Annotated in this window: 20 protein-coding genes; 16 read left to right on the top strand and 4 right to left on the bottom strand. The window is 70.1% G+C overall.

The features are described from left to right. Positions 1-239: 239 nt before the first annotated feature. From ABD732_RS09280 to clpX, 3 genes are all read left to right on the top strand, one after another. Complete coding sequence (locus ABD732_RS09280) at positions 240-818, top strand: ATP-dependent Clp protease proteolytic subunit (protein WP_344783483.1); 579 nt, start codon at positions 240-242, stop codon at positions 816-818. A 50-nt stretch (positions 819-868) separates the two neighbouring features. Next, a complete protein-coding gene (locus ABD732_RS09285) occupies positions 869-1549 on the top strand; it encodes an ATP-dependent Clp protease proteolytic subunit (RefSeq protein WP_344782912.1) in 681 nt (226 codons plus the stop codon). 96 nt (positions 1550-1645) lie between these two features. Further along, the gene (gene clpX / locus ABD732_RS09290) at positions 1646-2920 is read left to right on the top strand and encodes an ATP-dependent Clp protease ATP-binding subunit ClpX (RefSeq protein ID WP_344782914.1); all 1275 of its coding nucleotides are present in this window, start codon (positions 1646-1648) and stop codon (positions 2918-2920) included. Between the two features lie 33 nt (positions 2921-2953). Here the strand turns inward: clpX and ABD732_RS09295 are convergent, their stop codons facing one another. Both ABD732_RS09295 and ABD732_RS09300 read right to left on the bottom strand, forming a co-directional pair. Next, entirely contained in the window at positions 2954-3619 is a 666-nt protein-coding gene (locus ABD732_RS09295; RefSeq protein WP_344782916.1) for an SAM-dependent methyltransferase, read from the bottom strand. A gap of 43 nt (positions 3620-3662) precedes the next feature. Further along, the gene (locus tag ABD732_RS09300; RefSeq protein WP_344782918.1) at positions 3663-4616 is read right to left on the bottom strand and encodes an NAD(P)/FAD-dependent oxidoreductase; all 954 of its coding nucleotides are present in this window, start codon (positions 4614-4616) and stop codon (positions 3663-3665) included. 136 nt (positions 4617-4752) lie between these two features. Here ABD732_RS09300 and sodC point away from each other — a divergent pair, with 136 nt between their 5' ends. After that, entirely contained in the window at positions 4753-5403 is a 651-nt protein-coding gene (gene sodC, locus ABD732_RS09305; RefSeq protein ID WP_344782920.1) for a superoxide dismutase[Cu-Zn], read from the top strand. A gap of 78 nt (positions 5404-5481) precedes the next feature. Further along, a complete protein-coding gene (locus ABD732_RS09310) occupies positions 5482-6087 on the top strand; it encodes a molybdenum cofactor guanylyltransferase (RefSeq protein ID WP_344782922.1) in 606 nt (201 codons plus the stop codon). A 6-nt stretch (positions 6088-6093) separates the two neighbouring features. On the opposite strand, the gene helR is transcribed toward ABD732_RS09310, so the two are convergent. Next, the gene (gene helR, locus ABD732_RS09315) at positions 6094-8235 is read right to left on the bottom strand and encodes an RNA polymerase recycling motor ATPase HelR (protein WP_344782924.1); all 2142 of its coding nucleotides are present in this window, start codon (positions 8233-8235) and stop codon (positions 6094-6096) included. A gap of 139 nt (positions 8236-8374) precedes the next feature. Here helR and ABD732_RS09320 point away from each other — a divergent pair, with 139 nt between their 5' ends. The 11 genes from ABD732_RS09320 (at position 8375) to ABD732_RS09370 (ending at position 22409) form a co-directional block, all read left to right on the top strand. Further along, positions 8375-11029 carry a valine--tRNA ligase gene (locus ABD732_RS09320; protein WP_344782926.1) on the top strand — a complete coding sequence of 885 codons (2655 nt, stop codon included), beginning with the start codon at positions 8375-8377 and terminating at the stop codon, positions 11027-11029. Further along, on the top strand, positions 11026-12429 hold the full coding sequence (gene folC, locus ABD732_RS09325) for a bifunctional tetrahydrofolate synthase/dihydrofolate synthase (RefSeq protein ID WP_344782928.1): 1404 nt from the start codon (positions 11026-11028) through the stop codon (positions 12427-12429). The genes ABD732_RS09320 and folC overlap by 4 nt, the downstream gene beginning before the upstream one ends. Further along, positions 12426-12821 (top strand): DUF4233 domain-containing protein, encoded by a 396-nt coding sequence (locus ABD732_RS09330; protein ID WP_344782930.1) that lies wholly within the window; start codon positions 12426-12428, stop codon positions 12819-12821. The genes folC and ABD732_RS09330 overlap by 4 nt, the downstream gene beginning before the upstream one ends. Before the next feature lie 56 nt (positions 12822-12877). Next, the gene (locus ABD732_RS09335; protein WP_344782932.1) at positions 12878-13324 is read left to right on the top strand and encodes a hypothetical protein; all 447 of its coding nucleotides are present in this window, start codon (positions 12878-12880) and stop codon (positions 13322-13324) included. Positions 13325-13362: 38 nt separating this feature from the next. Continuing rightward, on the top strand, positions 13363-13779 hold the full coding sequence (ndk, locus tag ABD732_RS09340; protein ID WP_344782934.1) for a nucleoside-diphosphate kinase: 417 nt from the start codon (positions 13363-13365) through the stop codon (positions 13777-13779). A gap of 318 nt (positions 13780-14097) precedes the next feature. Beyond that, the gene (locus ABD732_RS09345; protein WP_344782936.1) at positions 14098-17163 is read left to right on the top strand and encodes a translation initiation factor IF-2 N-terminal domain-containing protein; all 3066 of its coding nucleotides are present in this window, start codon (positions 14098-14100) and stop codon (positions 17161-17163) included. Positions 17164-17374: 211 nt separating this feature from the next. Next, positions 17375-17686 carry a 50S ribosomal protein L21 gene (gene rplU, locus ABD732_RS09350; protein ID WP_344782938.1) on the top strand — a complete coding sequence of 104 codons (312 nt, stop codon included), beginning with the start codon at positions 17375-17377 and terminating at the stop codon, positions 17684-17686. 35 nt (positions 17687-17721) lie between these two features. Next, positions 17722-17985 carry a 50S ribosomal protein L27 gene (gene rpmA / locus ABD732_RS09355; protein WP_344782940.1) on the top strand — a complete coding sequence of 88 codons (264 nt, stop codon included), beginning with the start codon at positions 17722-17724 and terminating at the stop codon, positions 17983-17985. A 113-nt stretch (positions 17986-18098) separates the two neighbouring features. Next, positions 18099-19565 carry a GTPase ObgE gene (gene obgE / locus ABD732_RS09360; RefSeq protein ID WP_344782942.1) on the top strand — a complete coding sequence of 489 codons (1467 nt, stop codon included), beginning with the start codon at positions 18099-18101 and terminating at the stop codon, positions 19563-19565. Further along, positions 19558-20673, top strand: a complete 1116-nt coding sequence (gene proB, locus ABD732_RS09365; RefSeq protein WP_344782944.1) for a glutamate 5-kinase — start codon at positions 19558-19560, stop codon at positions 20671-20673. Before obgE ends, proB begins: the two co-directional genes overlap by 8 nt. A gap of 17 nt (positions 20674-20690) precedes the next feature. Continuing rightward, positions 20691-22409 (top strand): acyl-CoA dehydrogenase family protein, encoded by a 1719-nt coding sequence (locus ABD732_RS09370; protein WP_344782946.1) that lies wholly within the window; start codon positions 20691-20693, stop codon positions 22407-22409. Here ABD732_RS09370 and ABD732_RS09375 read toward each other — a convergent pair. After that, the gene (locus ABD732_RS09375; RefSeq protein WP_344782948.1) at positions 22391-23308 is read right to left on the bottom strand and encodes an NAD-dependent protein deacetylase; all 918 of its coding nucleotides are present in this window, start codon (positions 23306-23308) and stop codon (positions 22391-22393) included. The genes ABD732_RS09370 and ABD732_RS09375 overlap by 19 nt on opposite strands. Positions 23309-23361 lie beyond the last annotated feature (53 nt).

Below are 23361 nucleotides of genomic sequence, written 5' to 3' on the forward strand. Positions count from 1 at the left end.
TTCGACCCCGCCGCAGCCGGGACCGGATCTTCCGGTCCCGGCTGCGTGCATCGCCGAGGGTGTTCGAACGGCGACAGACGTTCCGCTGTCAGCGAATCCGCGGGTGTGGGGAACAACCGGGCCCCGATATTTGATTACTGTCGGTGACAGCTTTCAATCGCGGCTCTGGCCATCCCACGAGGTGGCCGCCATGACAGATGGGACCTTCTACTGTGAGCAACCTGTACACGCCGCCCACCATGAGCTCGGGTGTGGCCGGGCTGAATCTGAGTGATTCGGTCTTCGAGCGGCTGCTGCGCGAACGCATCATCTTCCTCGGTACCCAGGTCGACGACGACATCGCCAACCGCCTCTGCGCGCAGATCCTGCTGCTGTCGGCCGAGGATCCCGAACGCGACATCAGCTTGTACATCAACTCGCCGGGCGGCAGCGTCACCGCCGGCATGGCCATCTTCGACACCATGCAGCTGGCACCGTGCGACATCTCCACCTACGCGATGGGCATGGCCGCCTCGATGGGGCAGTTCCTGCTCGCGGCCGGCGCCAAGGGCAAGCGGCACGCGCTGCCGCACGCGCGGATCATGATGCACCAGCCGTCGGCGGGCATCGGCGGCACCGCGGCGGACATCGCCATCCAGGCCGAGCAGTTCGCGGCCACCAAGAAGGAGATGAACCGCCTCAACGCGGAGTTCACCGGCCAGAAGCTGGAGAAGATCGAGGCCGACGCCGACCGCGACAAGTGGTTCACCGCGTCCGAGGCCAAGGACTACGGCATCGTCGACCACGTGGTGACCAGCGTCGCCCGCACGGGCAAATGACCCGCGGCCCCGTGACTCGACCGGCTCCCCACAACCTCATCGGAGAATCCATGTACAACGACCTCCCGGCCGCGGTCCGCGCCGGCATCCCCGATTCGGCCCTGGCGCTCAAGCAGATCCAGGCGCGCTACATCCTGCCGTCGTTCATCGAGAACACCCCGAACGGTCAGCGGCAGTACGACCCGTACGCCAAGCTCTTCGAAGAGCGCATCGTGTTCGTGGGCACCCCGATCGACCAGACCGTCGCCAACGACGTGATGGCGCAACTGCTGGTCCTGGAGAGCCAGGACCCCGATCGCGACATCACGATGTACATCAACTCGCCGGGCGGCAGCGTGCCGGACATGCTCGCCATCTACGACACCATGCAGTACGTGCACTGCGACATCGTGACCGTCTGCCTGGGCGAGGCCGCCTCGGCCGCCGCCATCCTGCTGGCCGCCGGCACGCCGGGTAAGCGCGCCGCGCTGCCCAACGCCACCGTGCTGATCCACCAGCCGCGCACCGGCGGCGCTTTCCAGGGCCAGGTCTCCGACCTGGAGATCCAGGCCGCCGAGATCGAGCGGATCCGCAAGCGCCTCGACGAGATCCTGTCCCGCCACACGGGGCAGGACACCGCCAAGATCCGCAAGGACACCGATCGCGACAACATCCTGTCCGCGGACGAGGCGAAGGACTACGGGATCATCGACGAGGTCTTCGAGTACCGGAAGAAGTCGGCGCGCAAGTAGCCGACACGCCGGGGGGAACCGGCCTACAAGCGGGTGGACGACGACTAGCGCAGGTACCGTTGAGGTCCTGTAGATCAGGAAGTGGGTGCAAGCCAGATGGCACGTATCGGAGATGGTGGCGACCTGCTGAAATGCTCGTTTTGCGGTAAGAGCCAGAAGCAGGTCAAGAAGCTCATCGCCGGCCCCGGGGTGTACATCTGCGACGAGTGCATCGATCTCTGCAACGAGATCATCGAGGAAGAGCTGGCCGAGACCAGCGATGTGAAGCTCGACGAGCTGCCCAAGCCGGCCGAGATCCGTGACTTCCTCGATACCTATGTGGTGGGTCAGGACACCGCCAAGCGCACGCTGGCGGTGGCCGTCTACAACCACTACAAGCGCATTCAGGCAGGGGAGAAGAAGGAGCCGCGCGGCGGCGAGTCCGTCGAGCTGGCCAAGTCGAACATCCTGATGCTCGGCCCCACCGGCTGCGGCAAGACCTACCTGGCGCAGACCCTGGCCAAGATGCTCAACGTCCCGTTCGCGATCGCGGACGCGACCGCGCTCACCGAGGCCGGCTACGTCGGCGAGGACGTCGAGAACATCCTGCTGAAGCTGATCCAGGCCGCCGACTACGACGTCAAGCGCGCCGAGACCGGCATCATCTACATCGACGAGGTCGACAAGGTGGCGCGCAAGAGCGAGAACCCGTCGATCACCCGCGACGTCTCCGGCGAGGGCGTGCAGCAGGCGCTGCTGAAGATCCTCGAGGGCACGCAGGCATCGGTGCCCCCGCAGGGCGGCCGCAAGCACCCGCACCAGGAGTTCATCCAGATCGACACGACGAACGTCCTGTTCATCGTGGCCGGCGCCTTCGCCGGGCTGGAGAAGATCGTCTCCGAGCGGGTCGGCAAGCGCGGTATCGGTTTCGGCAACGACGTGACCACCAAGAACGACGTCGACACCACCGATCACTTCGCCGAGGTGATGCCGGAGGATCTGATCAAGTTCGGGCTGATCCCGGAGTTCATCGGCCGGCTGCCGATGATCGCCTCGGTGACCAACCTGGACAAGGAGGCGCTGGTCTCCATCCTGTCCGATCCGAAGAACGCGCTGGTGAAGCAGTACTGCAAGCTCTTCGACATGGACAACGTGGAGCTCGAGTTCACCCCGGACGCCCTGGACGCGGTGGCCGAGCAGGCCATCCACCGCGGCACCGGTGCCCGCGGTCTCCGCGCGATCATGGAGGAGGTGCTGCTGCCGGTGATGTACGACATCCCCAGCCGCACCGACGTCGCCAAGGTGGTCGTGACCGGTGAGACGGTCAGCGACAACGTGCTGCCGACGATCGTCCCGCGCAAGCCCCCGCAGCGGCGCGAGAAGTCCGCCTGAGTCCGGGCTTCCCCGCTCCAGCCCTGGTGCGCGTCACGCTGTTCGCGTGGCGCGCACCACTGCATCGTGCAGGCGCTGGGTCTTCCCCTGCGGATCGACGACGCTGCGCGACTCTCCGGTCGCGGACTCGATCCGCCACCGGCCGGCGGGCAGGACCTCGCTGATCCAGTCCGCGGTCACCTTCGTCTGCTCGGGCGGCCCCGGATGGTCGCCCTCCGAGTGGTCGCCGTCCGAGTGGTCGCCCTCCGAGTGGGCACCGTCATGGTGGAGGTGCCCGACGACCAGCAGGGTGCCGCCCGGTGCCACCCAGTCCGACAGTCGCCGGTAGAAGGCGAGCTGATCGCCCTCCGGGTGCGCGTAGAAGGTGGTGACCAGGTCCACCGGTTCGGCCGGCGCCCAGTCGGTGAGGTCGGCGTGGACCCAGTCGACGGTGACCCCGGCTTGGTCGGCGCGGTCGGCGGCCAGGCGCAGGGCGCTGGCCGAGACGTCGGCTCCGGTGGTGGTCCATCCGTGTGCGGCGAGCCAGATCGCTTCGCTGCCGGCGCCGCAGCCGGCATCCACCGCGGTGCCGGGAGTCAGCCCGGCGAGTTCACGCTGCAGGTACGGGTGTTCGGCCGCCGCCTCGGGGTGGTCGGCGCCGGCCCAGCGCTGTTCCCAGTAGTCGCCGGACATTTCCGCGTCGTGGTGATGGGGTGCCATGAGTTCTCCTGTGGGGCGGGGAGGGGACGAGTGCGCTCGGCGTTCAGGCCGTGACGCGGCGTTCCTCGACGGCGCGGTCGGCGTCGGCGAAGGTCAGGTTCAGGTTGAGGCGGGCGGCCACCAGGACTCCGTCGGCGGCGGCCGCGGTGACCTGCGCGGCCTGGTCGCGCAGGTTTCCGGCCACCCAGACGCCCGGCACCGCGGTGCTGCCGTCGGCATCGGAGGGGACGACGGTGCCCATCTGATTCTCTTCCAGGGGCAGCCCGAGGCCTGCGATTATCCCGACGTTGGCCTCGATACGCGAATGCACGGCGAGCGCATCCACCTCCACTGCGGTGCCGTCGGCCAGCCGGACACCGGTCAGGGCGCCGGCGGCGTCGTCGAGCACCTCGGCGACGCGGCCGCGCACCACCTCGATCCCGACGGCCTCGAGCTTGGCCACCTCGTCGGGGGCCGGATCGGCATCGCCTGCGAGCAGGACGACGTCGTCGCTCCACTGGTGGAACATCAGCGCCTGCATCCACGACAGCGGACCGGTGCCGAGGATTCCGATGCGCCGATCGCGCACCTCCCAGCCGTGGCAGTAGGGGCAGTGCAGCACGCTGGTGCCCCAGTGGGCGGCCAGGCCGGGGAGATCGGGAAGCACGTCGCGCACGCCGGTGGCCACCAGCAGCGCCCGGCTGCGCAGCACGGTGCCGTCGTCCAGGGTGACGGCGAATCCGTCGCCGTCGGGGAGGGCGTCGCGGACCTGCCCGGCCAGCACGCGGCCCCCGTAGCCGGTCACCTCGGTCCGGCCGCGCGCCAGATACTCGGCGGGCGCGATGCCTTCGTTGGCCAGGAGACCGTGGATTCCCGCGGCGGGCGCGTTCCGCGGTGCGCCGCCGTCGATCACGGTCACCGCGCGCCGGGCGCGTGCGAGGGTCAGGCCGGCGCTCAGGCCGGCGGCTCCTCCGCCGATCACGATCACTTCGTCGTGCCGGTCATGGTTCTCGTTCATCGGTGCGGTCCTCTCGTCGGCGGGTTCGGTGATGACAGCGAGCATGCGCCCCACGACGCCATCGGCGCAATGCCTATTGCCGAACGGCAAAGAATTGCCTCTGCCAGAGGGCCGGACAGGGTCTACCGTGGGATGCATGACTACTCCCCGAATGCGACGACCTGGAATCCGGCGACGCGGGGCACGACTGGGCGGGGCCGTGGCGGCCGTCGCGGTCGCGGTGGCCCTGACCTCGTGCGGGAGTTCCGACAACAACGGCGACGACGACATCGACGTCCCCCTCCGGAACGCCGCCGGTGAGCAGATCGCCACCGCGGAGTTCGAGTTCGACGACGGCTATGTGACCGTCAAGGTGACCACCGAGGAGCCGGGCAAGCTGTCCCCGGGGTTCCACGGCCTGCACATCCACTCGGTGGGTGTCTGCGAACCGGACTCGCAGCCGCCGGACGGGGGCGAGGCAGGGGACTTCCTGTCGGCCGGCGGACACTTCCAGGCACCCGGGCACTCCGGGCATCCGTCCAGCGGAGACCTGTCCTCCCTGCAGGTGCGCAGCGACGGGTCCGCGCTGCTGGAGACCACCACCGACGCGGTGACGCGCGACGACCTGTCCGCCGGGACGGGGTCGGCCATCGTCATCCACGCCGGCCCGGACAACTTCGCCAACGTGCCCGCCGACAAGTACCGGCAGTCCGACGGCACCCCCGGCCCGGACGAGGAGACCATGGCCACCGGTGACGCCGGTGCACGCGTGGCGTGCGGCGTCATCTCGCCCGGCAGTGACGGCTGATCGGGATGACTGGCCGGGGTGCGACCGATCGGGCCAATCGGCTTCTGCCGCCCCGGCTTTGACGACACAATGGCGAGCATGACTGAGCAGAGGCAGCACGGACTGGCCGGAATCATTCTCGCGGGCGGGCGATCGCGCCGGATGGGTCAGGACAAGGCCTCCCTCGAGTGGGAGGGGCGCCCGATGCTCGACGTGATCGCCGAGTCGATCGGGCAGCGGTGCAGCCCGGTGCTGGTGGCCGCGCCCGCCTCCTCGCAGGCGTTCGCCGAACTGGGGCCGGACTCCGAACTCACCTGGGTCACCGACGAGCAGGTCGGGACCGGGCCGCTCGGGGGCATCGTTGCCGCCCTGTCCGCCGCCAAGGACGCCGGCGCCGCCGCGGCCTTCGTCTGCGCCACCGACCTTCCGCTGGTGAGCGCGGACCTGATCGATGAGTTGCTGCGCGCGCTGACCGGCTCGCCTGACGTGGTGATCGCTCACGAGGGCGGCCGCGATCATCCGCTGGCCGGCATCTACCGGGTGCGCGCCCTCCCGGCGCTGGAGGAACTGGTCGCCCAGGGCGAACTGCTGATGACCAACGCCCTCGATGCCGTCGTCACCCACCGCGTGGGCGTCTCCGATCCGCGCTGGCTCACCAACGTCGACGCTCCCGAAGACCTGCACCGGCTCCGCGAACTGGCCTGAGCGGTATCACTCGGCGATGACCAGTTCGCCCGTCGTCCGGGTCATCGCGATGTAGCGGTTCACCGCTCCGGGCAGACCGCTGCCGTATTCGCCGGGCGCGATGGCCACCACCAGATCGAACTCCAGGCCGCTGGTCTCCGACGGCAGCAGTGCCCGTACCCGCGCGCGCTCGCCGATCCCGGCCAGCCGGCCGGGCCCGCCGATCACCGCGGCGACACCGTCGTTGCCCGCGAGCCAGGCATCCAGCACCGCAGGCACCTGGTCGACGCCGATCCGGCGCACCGGGCGCCCCGCACTGCGAATCGATTCGCCGATGTTCGCGCTCGGCAGCAGCGGGCGGATCTGCTCGGCGGCGACCTCCATCACCTCCCGCGGTGTCCGGTAGTTCACCGACAGCGCTGCCACCCGCAGATCGCGCAGGCCGGCGGCGGTCAGGCGTTCGCGCCACGTCCGGTCGTCGCCGCGGCGGCTCTGCGCGCGGTCGCCCACCACGGTGAAGCCGCCCGCCGGGCAGCGACGCGCCAACATCGCCCACTCCGCGTCGGTGAGATCCTGTGCCTCGTCGACCACGACGTGCGCGAACGGTCCGGCCAGCCGATCCGGGTCCGCGACCGGCAGGCCCGTCTCGTCGGTCACCAGGGTGCCCATCCCGCCGAAGGCGAACTGCTGCACCAGCCCCTCGCGGTCGTCGTCGGCGGCCACCAACTCGTCGAGGACCTCGCCCATCACCCGCTGCTGCTCCGCGACCGCTGCGCTGCGGCGCCGGTCCCTCGACTCGAAGTCCTTGTCGCCCAGGCGATGTCGTGCGGCATCCAGGAGGGGCAGGTCGGCGACGGTCCAGTGCTGCGGATCCGGCCGGTGCAGGGCGGCCGCCTCGTCGACGGACAACGCAGGCGCGCACAGGCGCAGGTAGGCGGGCACGGTCCAGAGGTCGCCCACCACGTCGCGGGCGTCCAGGAGCGGCCACGCCCGGTGCAGCGCCGAGAGCAGACTCCGGTCCGCGGCCAGCGCCGCTGCGAACTCGCCGCCGGGCAGTCCGGGGTGCCGTGCGGCGAGGTGCTCGGTCAGCGCGTCGAGGATCTGGCCGCGGGCCTCGTTGTGCGGCGTGCCGTATTCGACGGCGTCGAAGGCGACGGCCCAGTCCCGGGCGGTCACGGTGACGTCGGCCCAGTCGGTCTCCACCGTGACCGGCCGGTCCGGGGGATCCTCGTAGAACGCCACCGCCCGCTCGATCGCAGCGGTCAGACCGGCCTTGAGTTCGGCGACCCGCCGATCGGGCTCCTCGATCGCCCCGGCGCCCTCGGCGGTCAGGTCGCGCAGCGTCGCGAAGCGGGTGCCCTCCTCGCCGAGGTCGGGGAGCACGTCGGCCACGTACGACAGGAACGCCGGCGTGGGCCCGACGAACAGGACGCCGCCGCGGGCCGCGGTGACGCGCGGATCGGCGTAGAGGAGGTAGGCCGCGCGGTGTAGCGCGACGACGGTCTTGCCGGTGCCCGGGCCGCCGTCGACCACCAGGGTGCCGCCGGCCCGGTCGCGAATGATCGCGTCCTGTTCGGCGGCGAGCGTGGCGAGCACATCGCGCATCCGTCCGGTGCCCGCGGCGCCGAGGGCGGCCAGGAACGACGACTCCGCGTCCAGGGCGCCGCCGTCGAGGCTCCGGAGGGCGTCGTCGGTGAGCGCCTCGTCCCAGTAGTCGCTCACCCGGCCGTTCGACCAGCGGTAGCGGCGCCGGGCCGCCAGCCCGCACGGCTGCGCCCGGGAGGCGGCGAAGAACGGTGCAGCGGCCGGGGTGCGCCAGTCCAGGAGGAGGTCGCGCCCGTCCGCATCGGTCACACCGATCCGCCCGAGATAGCCGATCGTGCCGTCGGGCGCGGTCATCCGGCCCAGGCACAGTTCGGCGCCGCGGCGGCGCAGAACTTTCAGACGCGCGGTGAGCCCACGGATCTCGGCGTCCCGCTCGGCGGCTTCGCGCCCGCCCCGCGCCGGAGTCCGGTACAGCGTGTCCAGCCGTTCCTCGATGCCGTCGGAATGAGCGGCCACCGCGGCGTCGATCGCGGCGAAGCGCGCGTCGTCGTCGGCGATCAATGCTGCGGCCGCCTTGCGGGCGCTGCTGTCGGGCAGGTCGAAGTAGGTGGACTGCGGTGGCATGCGGGCGGCTCCAGGAGTAGGCGTGAGCAGCGATTATGCACCCCCGATCGGGCCTTGCGGCAAGCCCCGATGCGCGCGCTACAGTAGAAGGGGCACCGGCCCCGAAGGCCGCGCCGAGTCATTACCTAGAATCGAGGTCGTGACTACCCCTGACGCGAGCAACTCGCTTCCCGCTGCCTGGAATCCCGCCGAGCATGAAGAAGCGCTGTACGAGGGCTGGGTAGCCTCCGGATACTTCGAAGCCGATCCCACCAGCGACAAGCCGGGCTACTCGATCGTGCTGCCGCCCCCGAACGTCACCGGCTCCCTGCACATGGGACACGCGCTCGACCACACCCTGATGGACACCCTGACGCGCCGCAAGCGCATGCAAGGGTACGAGGTGCTGTGGCTGCCGGGCATGGATCACGCCGGCATCGCGACGCAGAACATCGTGGCCGGCCGATTGGCCGAGGCCGGTATCGACCGCGAGGAACTCGGCCGGGAGGCCTTCATCGAGAAGGTCTGGGAGTGGAAGCGTGAATCCGGCGGCACCATCCAGGGACAGATGCGCCGCCTCGGCGACGGCGTGGACTGGAGCCGCGACCGCTTCACCATGGACGAGGGCCTCTCGCGCGCCGTCCAGACCATCTTCAAGAAGCTCTACGGCGACGGCCTGATCTACCGGGCCGAACGCCTGGTCAACTGGTCGCCGGTGCTGCAGACCGCGATCAGCGACATCGAGGTGAAGTTCGAGGAGGTCGAAGGCGAACTCGTCTCGTTCCGCTACGGCTCGCTCAGCGACGACGAGCCGCACATCGTGGTGGCCACCACCCGGATGGAGACCATGCTCGGCGACACCGCGATCGCGGTGCACCCCGACGACGAGCGCTACCGGGATCTGGTGGGCACCGAGATCGCCCACCCGTTCCTGGACCGGGCCATCCCGGTGATCGCCGACGCCTACGTCGACCCTGAGTTCGGCACCGGCGCGGTCAAGATCACCCCGGCGCACGACCCCAACGACTTCGAGATGGGCGTCCGGCACAACCTGCCGATGCCGACCATCATGGACAAGACCGGCCGCATCGAGGGCACCGGCACCCGGTTCGACGGCCTCGACCGCTTCGAGGCCCGGGTCGCGGTGCGCGAGGCGCTCGCCGAGCAGGGCCGGATCGTCGAGGAGAAGCGCCCCTACCTGCACAGCGTCGGACACTCCGAGCGGTCGGGCGAGACCATCGAGCCGCGGCTGTCCATGCAGTGGTGGGTCAAGGTCGATCAGCTCGCGAAGGCCGCCGGGGACGCGGTGCGCGACGGAGACACCGTGATCCATCCGGCCAGCCAGGAGCCGCGCTGGTTCGGCTGGGTCGACGACATGCACGACTGGTGCATCTCGCGCCAGCTGTGGTGGGGCCACCGGATCCCGATCTGGTACGGCCCGGACGGCGAGGTGGGCTGCTTCGGCCCGGACGAGACGGCCCCCGAAGGCTGGGAGCAGGACCCGGACGTCCTCGACACCTGGTTCTCGTCGGGACTGTGGCCGTTCTCCACCATGGGGTGGCCGGAGCAGACCCCCGAACTCGACAAGTTCTATCCGACGTCGGTGCTGGTCACCGGATACGACATCCTGTTCTTCTGGGTGGCCCGGATGATGATGTTCGGCACCTACGTCGGCGGCCTCGCCGACGCCGGCCTGGCCGCCCGCAAGGCTGCGGTGCCGTTCGACAACGTCTTCCTGCACGGCCTGGTGCGCGACGAGCACGGCAGCAAGATGAGCAAGTCCAAGGGCAACGGCATCGACCCTCTGGACTGGGTGGACCGCTTCGGTGCCGACGCGCTGCGCTTCACCCTGGCCCGCGGCGCGAATCCGGGCAGTGACATCTCGGTGGGCGAGTCGCACGCGCAGAGCTCGCGCAACTTCGCCACCAAACTGTTCAACGCGACGCGCTTCGCCCTGATGAACGGCGCCCGGCCGGGCGACCTGCCGCCCCGCGCGGAGCTGACCGTCGCCGACCGCTGGATCCTGGGCCGCCTGGACCAGGTTCTGACCCAGGTCGACGAGGGGTTCGAGGCCTACGAGTTCTCCAAGGCCTGCGAGGCGCTCTACCACTTCGCCTGGGACGAGGTCTGCGACTGGTACCTGGAGTTGGCCAAGGTGCAGAACCAGGAGAGCGACGGGCGAGCGGCGAGCACCGCCCTGGTGCTCGGCACCGTTCTGGACAAGCTGCTGCGTGCGCTGTCGCCGGTGATGCCGTTCGTCACCGAGGTGCTGTGGAAGGCGCTGACCGGCGGCGAGTCCGTCGTCGTCGCGTCCTGGCCGGAGTCCTCCGGTGAGCCGGTCGACTCCGCGGCCGCCACCGCGATCGCCGACCTGCAGAAGCTGGTCACCGAGGTGCGGCGGTTCCGCAGCGACCAGGGCCTGAACCCGGGCCAGCGGGTCGCCGCCCGGGTGAGCGGTCTGGACGCCGAGTTCGACGAGCTGCGGTCCCAGCTGGAGTCGCTGGCGCGGCTGCAGCCGGCCGGCGACGACTTCGAAACCACCGCGACCGTGGAGGTACGGCTGTCGGGGTGCACGCCCACGGTCGCCATCGACACCTCCGGGCAGGTGGACGTGGAGGCCGAACGCAAACGCGCCGCGAAGGACCTCGCCGCTGCGGAGAAGGAACTGGCCGGCACCACCGCCAAGCTCGGCAACGAGCAGTTCCTGGCCAAGGCCCCCGGCGCCGTGGTCGCCAAGATCACCGCGCGCCGGGAACTGGCCGAGGCCGAGGTGGAGCGACTCACCGCCAAGCTGGCCGAGTTGGACGCCCGGTGAGCGACACCGACCGGGACGCCGACCTCGCCGAACTGGCGGCGGTGGAGGCCGAGCTCGACACGCGCTGGCCGGAGACCAAGATCGAGCCGTCGCTGACGCGCATCACCGCGCTGATGGAACTGCTGGGCCACCCCGAGCGGGCGTACCCGTCGATCCACGTCGCCGGCACCAACGGCAAGACCTCGGTGACCCGGATGATCTCCTCGCTGCTGCGCGCCTTCAGCCGGCGCACCGGCCAGATCACCAGCCCGCATCTGCAGTCGGTGACCGAGCGGATCGCGATCGACGGCATGCCGATCAGCCCCCGCGACTATGTGGACACCTACCGCGACCTGGAGCCGTACATCACGATGGTCGACGACTCGTCGACCGCCGCCGGCGGCCCCCGGATGAGCAAGTTCGAGGTACTCACCGCCATGGCCTTCGCCGCCTTCGCCGACGCCCCCGTCGAGGTGGCCGTCGTCGAGACCGGCATGGGCGGGCGCTGGGACGCCACCAACGTCATCGACTCGGTGGTCGCGGTGATCACCCCGATCGCCTTCGACCACGCCGACTACCTGGGGGACACGCTCACCCAGATCGCGGGGGAGAAGGCCGGGATCATCTCCGGCGCCGACCCGGAGGCCCTGGTGCCCGACGACCCGGTGACGGTGATCGGCGTGCAGCAGCCGGAGGCGATGGACGTGCTGCTGCGCGCCGCGGTGGAGGCCGGCTCGGTGGTGGCCCGCCAGCAGTCCGAGTTCGCGGTGCGCTCCTCGGCCACCGCGGTGGGCGGGCAACTGCTGACCCTGCAGGGCCTCGGCGGCACCTACGAGGACATCTTCCTTCCACTGCACGGGGCGCACCAGGCCGAGAACGCCGCACTCGCCCTCGCCGCGGTGGAGGCCTTCTTCGGTGCCGGCGCCGACCGGGGGCTGGACGCGGACGTGGTCCGCGCCGGGTTCGCCGAGGTGAACAGTCCGGGCCGGCTGGAACGGGTGCGCAGCACCCCCAGCGTCTTCGTCGATGCCGCCCACAATCCGCACGGGGCCACGGCACTGGCCCGCACCCTGACCGAGGAGTTCGACTTCCGCCGGCTGATCGGCGTGATCGGCATGCTCGGCGACAAGGATGCGCGCGGCTTCCTGGATCAGCTCGAGCCGGTGCTTCACTCGGTGGTCATCACCGACAACGGCTCCCCGCGCGCTCTGGACCCGGCCACGCTCGGCGAATTGGCCGAGGAGGTCTTCGGTGAGGACCGCGTGCTGATCGAACCATTCCTGCCCGACGCCGTGACCGCCGCGATCGGCCTGGCCGAAGAGGGCGAGGACGAGACCCTCTCCGGCGCGGGGGTGGTGATCACCGGGTCGGTGGTCACCGCCGGTGCCGGTCGCACCCTGTTCGGCAAGGAGCCCGCATGAGCCAGACACCCGAGTATTCGGCCCCGCTGACCGATCCGTGGAAGGGGTTCCGCGGCATCATGGCCGCAGTGCTGATCCTGGAGGCCATCGTGGTGGGCCTGACCTTTCCTGTGGTCGCCACCCTCGGCGGAGGGGTGACGGTGGTCCCGGGGATCTACCTGGGCGTGGTGTGCCTGCTGCTGGTCGTGCTCTCGGGCATGCAGCGGCGCCCGTACGCGCTGCAGATCAACTTCGCCATGCAGGCACTGGTGATCCTCGGCGGCCTGTTCCACTGGTCGATCGCGGTGGTCGGCGTGGTCTTCCTCTGTGTGTGGATCTACATCGCCTACATCAGGCGGGACGTGGAGCGCCGGATCGAACGCGGCCAGTTGCCCGGTCAGCACCCGGTATGACGTCGGCTACACTCGGCGGCAACATGATGGAATCCGGGTTGAGTGGAAACGATGGCATGACGCAGCGTCGAGGGGCGGCAGGACGCCGCTGGGCGGTGACGACGGCGGCAGTGCTGCCGGTGATCGGGGCGCTGCTGATCAGCGCGCCCGCGCATGCCGACCCGGACGAGCCGCGCAGCGGCCAGGAGCCGAACATCGAGCAGGTGGAGCCCGGCGCACCGATGCCCGTGCCGTCCGGGGCCTTCGGATACCTCGCCACCCGCAGCGCGACGCTGTGGCTGGCAGGCCAGCAGCCCGCCGACCGCATCGAGGCGCTCCCGGTGCCCCCGCAGTACCGTCTGGCCAACCGGGCACTCGCCGAGCAGATGGATCGTGAACTCACCGCTGCAGTCCGGACCCCGGGCGCCTGCGTGCAGATCATCATCGACCCGCAGTCGAGCTCGGGGAACCTGTTCGATTACGGCGTCTGGTCCATCGACCGCGAGTACTGCCCGGCCTCCTGATCGCGCGGCGGGTACCCGGGGCGCTACAGTGTTGCCTCGTGACTGAACAGACTCTCGTTCTCATCAAGCCCGACGGCGTCCAGCGTGGACTGGTCGGCGACGTCATCAACCGCATCGAGCGCAAAGGCCTGACACTGGCCGCACTCGAGCTCCGCGAGGTGACCGTCGAACTGGCGTCCGCGCACTACGCCGAGCATTCCGAGCGCCCCTTCTTCGGTGACCTCCTGGAATTCATCACCTCCGCCCCGGTGGTGGCGATGGTGGTCGAGGGCGATCGTGCGATCGCCGCCTTCCGTCAGCTCGCCGGCGGTACCGACCCGGTGGAGAAGGCCGCCCCGGGCACCATCCGCGGCGACTTCGGTCTGGCGACCCAGTTCAACATCGTGCACGGCTCGGACTCGCCGGAGTCCGCCGCGCGCGAGATCTCCCTCTGGTTCCCCTCGCTGAATTCCTGATCGATCGCCTGATCACACCGCTGCGCGACTGCCGCGCGGCGGTGTGATCGGGGACCGGATTCCCGGCCGTGTGCAGGATCCGGGTGAACGTGTGGGATACTTGTCCAGTCGGGGGTGTCACACTTTGGCATCCCGGATGCGACGCACAGCGCAGTGGCCGTCATAGCGGCCGGCGCGGTGGACGTCGACAAGCAAGGCGTCTGAGACGACGCGAAGACCACACAACACCGGCCGATTTGGCCGCACACATAGGGAAGGCCCTCGCGTGGCCGCGTCGCCGCAAGTCGTCGACGCGCCCGGGGGTCCCAAGGAGACCACGTGACCGATAACGGGTCGCCGACCGACGCACAGGCGTCGGATCATTCGGCGGAAGCATTTCCCCTACGACTCCGCGTGCATGCACTCGCCCGAACGCTGGGATTGACCAGCCGGGAAGTGCTCGCGCACCTGCAAGAACTGGGCGTCACCGCACGCTCGGCGTCATCGTCCATCAGCCGGGACGAGGCGCAGTCGGTCGCCGACCGCGTCGCAGCGCCGGCCGACGACGCCGGTGAGACCCAGATCCCTGAGACCCAGACCCCTGAGGCCCCTGCGTCCGAGGCGCCGGTCGCGCAAGCGCCGGTCACCGAGTCGCTGTTCTCCGCGATCGTCGTCGAAGAGCCCGCCGCGCCGGTGACGGCGCCGGGCGAGGTGGCGCCGCTGTTCCTGCCGCCCACCCCGAAGACCGCCGACAAGCCCGCCGACAAGCCCGCGGCTGACAAGCCCGCAGCTGAGAAGCCGGCCGCTGAGCCCGCCGCAGACGCGGAGAGCGTCGACGACGAGTCCCCGACGGAGCGTTCCGCCGAAGGCGGCGCCGACAAGAGCGGGACCGACAAGAGCGGGACCGACGAGAGCGGAGCCGACAGCAGCGACGCCGCCCAGGACGACGACAACGAGGACGGCACCCAGCGTGCGCGCCGGCGTCGCCGGGGCCGCCGGGGCCGCGGTCGCGGACGCGGAGACGCCGACGGTAACGACGGCGACAAGTCCGACACCGACAGCGCCGACCAGGCCGAATCCGGCGACAGCGATTCCGGTGACAGCAAGTCCGCCGACAGCGCCGACGCCGACGGCACCGACGAAGGCAAGAGCGACACCGGCGACAACGCCGACGCCGACACCGATGACGCCGCCACCGACGACGAGGGCAACGGCGGTGACAACGACGGTGACTCGACCACCCCGAGCAGCAAGCGCCGGAGGCGGCGTCGCCGCCGCCGCAGCGGTTCGGACGGGGACGAGACCGGTGGGTCCGACGATCCGCCGAACACCGTCGTCCACGAGCGGGAGCCGCGAGCTCGCCGCCAGCGCGACGAGGTGCAGGGCATCTCCGGTTCCACCCGGCTCGAAGCCAAGCGCCAGCGCCGCCGCGACGGTCGCGATGCCGGCCGCCGCCGCCCGCCGATCCTGTCCGAGTCGGAGTTCCTGGCACGCCGCGAGGCCGTCGAGCGGGTGATGGTGGTGCGCGAGCGCACCGTCGATCCGGCCGCGGCCGCCGCCGATCCGCACACCCCGACCGAGGACTACACGCAGGTCGCGGTCCTGGAGGACGGCGTTCTGGTGGAGCACTTCGTCACCACCGAGAACTCGCAGTCGATGGTCGGCAACATCTACCTGGGACGCGTCCAGAACGTGCTTCCGGGCATGGAAGCCGCGTTCGTCGACATCGGCCGTGGCCGCAACGGCGTCCTGTACGCCGGCGAGGTCAACTGGGAGGCGGCCGGACTGAACGGCGGCTCCCGCAAGATCGAGCAGGCACTCAAGCCCGGCGACTACGTCCTGGTCCAGGTGAGCAAGGATCCGGTAGGGCACAAGGGCGCCCGCCTGACCACGCAGATCTCGCTGGCCGGCCGCTACCTGGTGTACGTGCCGGGCGGCACGTCGACGGGAATCAGCCGCAAGCTGCCGGACACCGAACGCAAGCGACTCAAGTCGATTCTGTCGAAGCTGGTGCCCGACGAGGCCGGCGTCATCATCCGCACCGCCTCCGAGGGGGTCAGCGCCGAGGAGCTCGGTGCCGACATCGCCCGCCTGGAAGAGCAGTGGAAGGGCATCGAGGCGGCGGCCGAGACGCACAAGGCCAAGGCCTCGGGCAGCACCAAGGCGCTGTACGAGGAGCCCGACCTGCTGGTCCGGGTGGTCCGCGACCTGTTCAACGAAGACTTCACCAAGCTGGTGGTCGAGGGCGACAAGGCCTGGGATCAGGTCGCCGGGTACGTCGAGCGCGTGGCCCCGGATCTGTCCGAGCGCGTGTCCCGGTTCGACAAGGCCGATCCCGGTGCGCCGGACTCGTTCTCGGTCTACCGGATCGACGAGCAGCTGGCCAAGGCACTCGACCGCAAGGTCTGGCTGCCCTCGGGCGGCACGCTCATCATCGAGCACACCGAGGCCATGACGGTGGTGGACGTCAACACGGGCAAGTTCACCGGGTCCGGCGGAAACCTGGAAGAGACCGTCACCCGCAACAATCTGGAGGCGGCCGAGGAGATCGTCCGCCAGATGCGGCTGCGCGACATCGGCGGCATGATCGTCGTCGACTTCATCGACATGGTCCTGGAGTCGAACCGGGACCTGGTGCTGCGCCGTCTCACCGAGGCGCTGGCCCGGGACCGCACCCGTCACCAGGTCTCCGAGGTCACCTCGCTGGGTCTGGTCCAGATGACGCGCAAGCGGCTGGGGACCGGCCTGCTGGAGGCCTTCTCCACCACGTGCACCACCTGCCAGGGACGCGGCCTGATCGTGCACACCAATCCGGTGGAGGTCCGGTCCGGCGACGACTCGTCGCGCGGCGACGGCGGTTCCAAGCGGTCGCGCCGAAACAAGCGGCGCAACGACAAGCCCGACGCCCCCGCGGCCGCGGCCGCGGCGCCGACCGAGTCCAAGTCGCACAAGCCGGCAGCCGAGCATCCGCTCTTCAAGGCGATGGCGCACCACGAGGACGAGGAGGCGCCGGCCGAGGAAGCCGCCGCGACCGCGTCGGCCCCTGTGACCGAGCAGGCCCCCAAGAAGTCCGAGCAGGCCCCCAGGAAGTCGGCGTCGGCCCGCAGGAAGGCCGAGCAGGCCCCGAAGGTCGAGACGGCGCCGGCGAAGGCAGAGCCCGAGCAGTCGGCCGGCAAGCCCGAGCCCGAGCCCGAGCCGGAGACCGCCGCACCGGTGGTCACCCGGCGCCGGCGTGCGGCGCGGCGCGCGGCTGCGCCGAGCGCTCCCGCCGAGCCGATGGTGATCTCCACCGAGGCGCCGGTGACCACGGTCGCAGGGCACGTGAGCGAGCCGGTGGTGGAGGTGACACGCAAGCCGCGGCGGCGCGGCGGCCGGAGGGCCGCGGGCGCACCGCCGTCGTCCTAGACCGGGGCGACGCGCGGCGGGGCAGCCGGTTTGACCTGGTTCAGTATCCTGCCGTAGCCTTGACAGGTCGCCTTCCGCAGGCGAGCGCGCCTGTGCGCGCAGCCGCGGGGGGATCTCCGGATGAAGCCGGAGACGCACGAACACCGATGTACGCCGGACGCAGAGACCTCTGCGCCTCGGCCCGATGAGACGAGTTAAGAGGACAGCGGTAATGGCAACGTACGCCATCGTCAAGACCGGCGGTAAGCAGTACAAGGTCGCCGAAGGTGACATTGTGAAGGTCGAGAAGCTCGACGTCGAGCCGGGCGGCTCCGTGGAACTGCCCGTGGCGCTCGTCGTCGACGGTGCGAACCTGACCACCGACGCCGACGCGCTGGCCAAGATCTCGGCCACCGCCGAGGTCGTGGAGCACGTCAAGGGCCCGAAGATCCGGATCCACAAGTTCAAGAACAAGACCGGCTACCACAAGCGCCAGGGCCACCGTCAGCGGCTGACGGTCCTGAAGTTCACCGGTATCAACTGACAACCCAGCCGTAACGACTTCAGGAGGTCTGAGCAATGGCAACTAAGAAGGGCGCGTCCAGCACGCGCAACGGTCGCGATTCCAATGCCCAGCGGCTGGGTGTGAAGCGCTTCGGCGGCCAGCTGGTCAACGCCGGCGAGATCCTGGTCCGCCAGCGCGGCACCAAGTTCCACCCGGGCGTCAACGTGGGCCGCGGCGGCGACGACACGCTGTTCGCCCTGGCCGACGGCGCCGTGGAGTTCGGCACCAAGCGCGGCCGCAAGACCGTGAACATCGTCCCGGATTCGGCTGCGGTCTGACCCGGACGTCACACACATAAGCTCGAAGCCGACAGGGCGGGGCAGGGTTCGCGGAGAGCCCTGACCCGCCCTGTCGCTTTCTATATCCAGCTCAGCTCTAGGAGGGCAGCGCCATGTCGAGGTTCATCGACCGGGTGACCATCGATGCGGTGGCCGGAAGCGGCGGGCACGGCTGTTCCTCGGTGCACCGCGAGAAGTTCAAGCCGCTCGGCGGCCCCGACGGAGGCAACGGCGGCAGCGGCGGTGACGTGATCCTGGTGGTGGACCCTCAGGTGCACACCCTGCTCGACTTCCACTTCCGTCCGCACGCCAAGGCCGGCAACGGCAAGCCCGGTGAGGGCGGCAACCGCAGCGGCGCCAACGGCGAGTCGCTGATCCTGAAGGTGCCCGACGGCACCGTGGTGCTCGACACCGACGGCACCGTCCTGGCCGATCTGGTCGGGGAGGGCACCGAGTTCGTCGCCAGCCAGGGCGGCCGCGGCGGTCTGGGCAATGCGGCGCTCGCCTCGCGGGCGCGCAAGGCGCCCGGCTTCGCGCTGCTCGGCGAACCCGGCGAAGAACGCCAGCTGGTGCTGGAGCTCAAGTCGGTGGCCGACGTCGGCCTGGTGGGTTTCCCGTCGGCCGGCAAATCGTCGCTGGTCTCGGTGCTGTCGGCGGCCAAGCCGAAGATCGCCGACTACCCGTTCACCACACTGGCCCCCAATCTGGGCGTGGTGACCGCCGGTGAGGACACCTTCACCATCGCCGACGTGCCCGGCCTGATTCCCGGCGCCTCGCAGGGCCGCGGGCTCGGCCTGGACTTCCTGCGCCATCTGGAACGCTGCGCGGTGCTCGCGCACGTGGTCGACTGCGCCACCCTGGAGCCCGGCCGCGACCCCGTCTCCGACATCGACGCGCTCGAAGCCGAACTTGCCGCCTACCAGCCGGTGCTGGCGCAGGACCAGTCGCTGGGCGACCTGGCCGACCGCCCGCGGATCGTGGTGCTCAACAAGGTGGACATCCCCGAGGCCGACGAGCTCGCCGACCTGGTGGAGGACGAGATCGCCGAGCGCGGCTGGCCCGTCTTCCGGGTCTCCGCCGTCGCCCACAAGGGTTTGCAGGAACTCAAGTACGCGTTGTCGGCGCAGGTGGCCGAGTACCGCCGCGAGCACGAGAAGCCGGTGGCGCGACGCGTCGTGCTGCGGCCCAAGGCCGTGGACCGGACCGAGTTCACCGTGGCGGCCGATCCCGACATCGAGGGCGGCTTCATCGTGCGCGGTGAGCGTCCCGAGCGCTGGATCCGCCAGACCCAGTTCGACAACGACGAGGCCGTCGGCTACCTGGCCGACCGGCTCAATCGTCTCGGGGTGGAGGAGGCGCTGGTCAAGCGCGGCGCCAAGGCGGGCGCTGCGGTCACCATCGCCGGGGTGACCTTCGACTGGGAGCCGACCGTCCCGATGAGCGAGGACGTGCCGCTGACCGGCCGTGGCACCGACATCCGGCTCGAGCGCAACGATCGCGTGGGCGCCGCCGAGCGCAAGGCGGCCCGCAAGCAGCGCCGCCTCAGCGAGGACGAGACGGACGAGGACACCATTGAGTGAGGTGCGGACGGCGATCGCCGGAGCGCGCAGCATCGTCGTCAAGATCGGTTCGTCGGCGGTCACCGACCTGCAGACCGGCATCGACCTCGCGCGGATGGATCTGCTGGTCGACGCCCTGGAAGCGCGGATGCGTGCCGGCAGCGACGTGGTGGTGGTGTCGTCGGGGGCAGTGGGCGCCGGGATAGCCCCGCTGGGGCTGAAGAAGCGGCCCGCCGATCTGGCGACCAAGCAGGCCGCGGCCAGCGTCGGTCAGCTGAAGATGGCGCAGGCCTGGGAGGCTTCGTTCTCCCGGTACGGCCGCACGGTGGGCCAGGTGCTCCTGACCGCCGACGACGTCTCCAACCGCGCCCACCACGCGAACGCCCAGCGCACCCTGGACCGGTTGCGGGCCCTGCACACGGTGCCGGTGGTCAACGAGAACGACACCGTCGCCACCAACGAGCTGCGGTTCGGCGACAACGACCGTCTCGGCGCCCTGGTGGCGCACCTGGCCGGCGCCGACGCCCTGGTGCTGCTGTCCGACGTGGACGGCCTGTACACCGGCGACCCCCGTAAACCCGGCCCGGACGGGCAGCCTGCCCGATTCATCGCCGAGGTGGCCGGCCCGGAGGACCTGGACGGTGTGATCGCCGGCTCCGGCGGAACGTTGGGCACCGGCGGTATGGCCTCCAAACTCTCGGCGGCACGGCTCGCGGCCGATTCCGGCGTCCCGGTGTTGCTGGCGGCCGCGGCCCAGGCAGATCGGGCCCTGGCGGATGCCTCGGTGGGCACCGTTTTCGCGGCTCGTCCGCAGCGCCTTTCGGCGCGCCGGTTCTGGGTGCGGCACGCGGCAGAAGCGCTGGGGCGCTTGACCATCGACGCCGGAGCGGTGGACGCGGTCGTCGGCCGCCGCCGGTCGTTGCTGGCCGCCGGCATCACCGGTGTCGCCGGCGGATTCTCCAGCGGTGACGTGGTGGAACTGGCCGGTCCCGACGGGGTGGTGTGCGCGCGCGGCGTCTCCTCGTACGACGCCGACGACATCGCCGCCATGCTCGGCAAGTCCAGTGAAGAGCTACCCGCGGACTACAGCCGTCCGGTGGTCCACGCCGACCATCTGGTCCGGGCCTGACTCGCTACAGTGAGTCCATGACAGGACTCCTGCTGAATCCGTCCACCGCCGACTTCTCGCAGTTCGATCCCGAAAGCCGTCGCCTGCTGCGGGCGACCGTCGACTTCTTCGAGTCGTACGGCAAGGATCGGCTCCTGCAGGCCGACCTGAACGCGGAGTGGGTCGACGACTTCCTCGAGTTCGAGAAGAACGAGAAGCTGTTCGCGACCTTCCTGACGCCCGCGGCCTACGCCGACGGCGACGAGAACCGCCGCTGGGATGCCGCGCGCAACGCCGCCCTCAGCGAGATCTTCGGGTTCTACGGTCTGGCCTACTGGTATGCCGAGCAGGTGACCATCCTCGGCCTGGGACCGATCTGGATGTCGGGCAACGAGGAGGCCAAGACCACCGCGGCTCGCCAGCTCCTCGACGGCGAAGTGATGGCCTTCGGGCTGTCGGAGCGGTCGCACGGCGCGGACGTGTACAGCACCGACATGATCCTGACCGAAGGGGCCGACGGCGGTTTCACCGCGTCGGGCACCAAGTACTACATCGGCAACGGCAACGTCGCCGGCATGGTGTCGGTGTTCGGCCGGCGCGCCGACATCGACGGCCCCGAGGGCTACGTGTTCTTCGTCGCCGACAGCCGCCGCCCGGAGTATCGGTTGATCGGCAACGTGGTGCACGGGCAGATGTTCGTCTCCACCTTCGAGCTCGACGACTACCCGGTGGGCCCAGCCGACATCCTGCACACCGGGCCGGAGGCCTTCGCCGCCGCCCTGAACACCGTGAACGTCGGCAAGTTCAACCTGTGCCACGGCTCGGTCGGCATGTGCGAGCACTCGCTGTACGAGGCGATCACGCACTCCAACAACAGGATCCTGTACGGCAACCCGGTCACCGACTTCTCTCATGTGCAGGGCAATTTCGTCGACGCCTACGCCCGGCTGGCCGCGATGAAGCTGTTCAGCGACCGCGCCGTCGACTACTTCCGCAGCGCCGGCCGCGAGGACCGCCGCTACCTGCTGTTCAACCCGGTCACCAAGTCCAAGGTCACCTCCGAGGGGGAGACCGTGATGACGCTGCTGCTCGACGTCGTGGCGGCCAAGGGCTACGAGAAGAACACCTACTTCCATCAGGCCAACCGCTTCATCGGATGGCTGCCGCGGCTGGAGGGGACCGTGCACGTCAACGTCGCGCAGATCCTCAAGTTCATGCCCAACTACCTGTTCGATCCGGCCGAGTACCCCCAGATCGGCAAGCGGACCGAGCCGGGCGACGATGCCTTCTTCTTCGCGCAGGGCCCGGTCGGCGGCGCCGGGAAGGTGCGTTTCGCCGACTGGACGGCGCCCTACGAGGCACGCCTGGACGTGCCGAACGTGGCCGCGTTCTACGCGCAGGCCAAGGCCCTGCAGACGCTGCTGCAGACGGCGCCGCCGAGTGAGGCTCAGCGCGCCGACCTCGACTTCGTCCTCACGATCGGGCACCTGTTCTCCCTGATCGTCTACGGCCAGCTGATCCTCGAAGAGGCCGCGCTCACCGGTCTGGACGACGACCTGCTCGCCCGCATCTTCGACTTCCAGATCCGGGACTTCTCCGGCTACGCGGTATCGCTGTACGGCAAACCGTCGGCCACACCGGAACAGCAGCGGTGGGCGCTGGACGCCATCGCCCGCCCCGAAGCCGACTCCGGCGTGTTCGACCGGGTGTGGCAGCAGGTGAAGGCGCTCGACGGCGCCTACGCGATGCCCGACTGAGAAGCGGAGTTCACCGGTTCGGGGCCCAGCGCGGCGGCGACGGCGGGCAAAATCGTCTCGCAGCGGTGATCGATCTTCAGGTGCGCGAGCTCGTCACCGCGGGTCGCGCCCCGGTTGAGGATCGCGACGGGCTTTCCCGCCCGGGCCGCGTGCCGCACGAAACGCAGCCCGGACATCACGGTCAGTGAACTGCCGACCACCAGCACGGCGTCGGCGTCGTCGACCATGGCGAAGGCCCGGGCCACCGCGGTGCGCGGCACGTTCTCGCCGAAGTACACGATGTCGGGTTTGAGGATGCCGCCGCACTGCGGGCAATCGACCGTCGCGAAGCCGGCGGTGTCCTCGAGGACGGCGTCGGCGTCCGGGGCCACCTCGATGGCGCCGCGGCCGGTGACGCGGTCCCGGAAGCCCGGATTGGCCGCCTCCAAGGCCGCGTCGAGCACGTGCCGCGACAGGGTGTGCCCGCAGTCCAGGCAGATCACCCGGCCGTAGGAGCCGTGCAGGTCCAACACGCGCCGGGACCCGGCCTTGAGGTGGAGCATGTCGACGTTCTGGGTGAGGATCCCGGAGATCAGTCCGTCGTCCTCCAGCCGGGCGAGGGCCCGGTGCGCCGCGTTGGGGGAGGTGGCGTCCATGTGGCGCCAGCCCAGATGGTTGCGCGCCCAGTAGTGCCGCCGGAACTCCGGTGAACTGAGGAACATGTCGATCGTCATCGGCGTGCGCGGGGGAGACCCCGGGCTGCGGTAGTCGGGGATCCCCGACGGGGTGGACAGGCCGGCGCCGGTCAGCGCCACGCTGCGCCGGCCGGTGAGGAATGCAGTGAGCTCCGCGGCACGCCCGGTGGGATCGGGGTCGAGGGCGGTCTCCGGGGCCGGGGTCCACGCGACAGATCGGCGCATGGCGTCCATGGTTCCAGATGCGAACCGCGGTCCGCTCGATCGTTGCTGTGCAA

It is taken from the genome of Gordonia caeni (assembly GCF_039537105.1).
GTDB lineage: Bacteria > Actinomycetota > Actinomycetes > Mycobacteriales > Mycobacteriaceae > Gordonia > Gordonia caeni.

Bases quoted from the DNA above. Each gene is read 5' to 3' on its own strand.
- ABD732_RS09335 (WP_344782932.1), top strand. From the start codon at position 12,878: ATGACGCAGCGTCGAGGGGCGGCAGGACGCCGCTGGGCGGTGACGACG.
- ABD732_RS09370 (WP_344782946.1), top strand. From the start codon at position 20,691: ATGACAGGACTCCTGCTGAATCCGTCCACCGCCGACTTCTCGCAGTTC.
- rplU (WP_344782938.1), top strand. From the start codon at position 17,375: ATGGCAACGTACGCCATCGTCAAGACCGGCGGTAAGCAGTACAAGGTC.
- ABD732_RS09310 (WP_344782922.1), top strand. From the start codon at position 5,482: ATGACTGAGCAGAGGCAGCACGGACTGGCCGGAATCATTCTCGCGGGC.
- clpX (WP_344782914.1), top strand. From the start codon at position 1,646: ATGGCACGTATCGGAGATGGTGGCGACCTGCTGAAATGCTCGTTTTGC.
- sodC (WP_344782920.1), top strand. From the start codon at position 4,753: ATGACTACTCCCCGAATGCGACGACCTGGAATCCGGCGACGCGGGGCA.
- ABD732_RS09280 (WP_344783483.1), top strand. From the start codon at position 240: ATGAGCTCGGGTGTGGCCGGGCTGAATCTGAGTGATTCGGTCTTCGAG.
- ABD732_RS09285 (WP_344782912.1), top strand. From the start codon at position 869: ATGTACAACGACCTCCCGGCCGCGGTCCGCGCCGGCATCCCCGATTCG.
- ABD732_RS09330 (WP_344782930.1), top strand. From the start codon at position 12,426: ATGAGCCAGACACCCGAGTATTCGGCCCCGCTGACCGATCCGTGGAAG.
- rpmA (WP_344782940.1), top strand. From the start codon at position 17,722: ATGGCAACTAAGAAGGGCGCGTCCAGCACGCGCAACGGTCGCGATTCC.
- obgE (WP_344782942.1), top strand. From the start codon at position 18,099: ATGTCGAGGTTCATCGACCGGGTGACCATCGATGCGGTGGCCGGAAGC.
- ABD732_RS09295 (WP_344782916.1), bottom strand. From the start codon at position 3,619: ATGGCACCCCATCACCACGACGCGGAAATGTCCGGCGACTACTGGGAA.
- ABD732_RS09375 (WP_344782948.1), bottom strand. From the start codon at position 23,308: ATGCGCCGATCTGTCGCGTGGACCCCGGCCCCGGAGACCGCCCTCGAC.
- helR (WP_344782924.1), bottom strand. From the start codon at position 8,235: ATGCCACCGCAGTCCACCTACTTCGACCTGCCCGACAGCAGCGCCCGC.
- ABD732_RS09300 (WP_344782918.1), bottom strand. From the start codon at position 4,616: ATGAACGAGAACCATGACCGGCACGACGAAGTGATCGTGATCGGCGGA.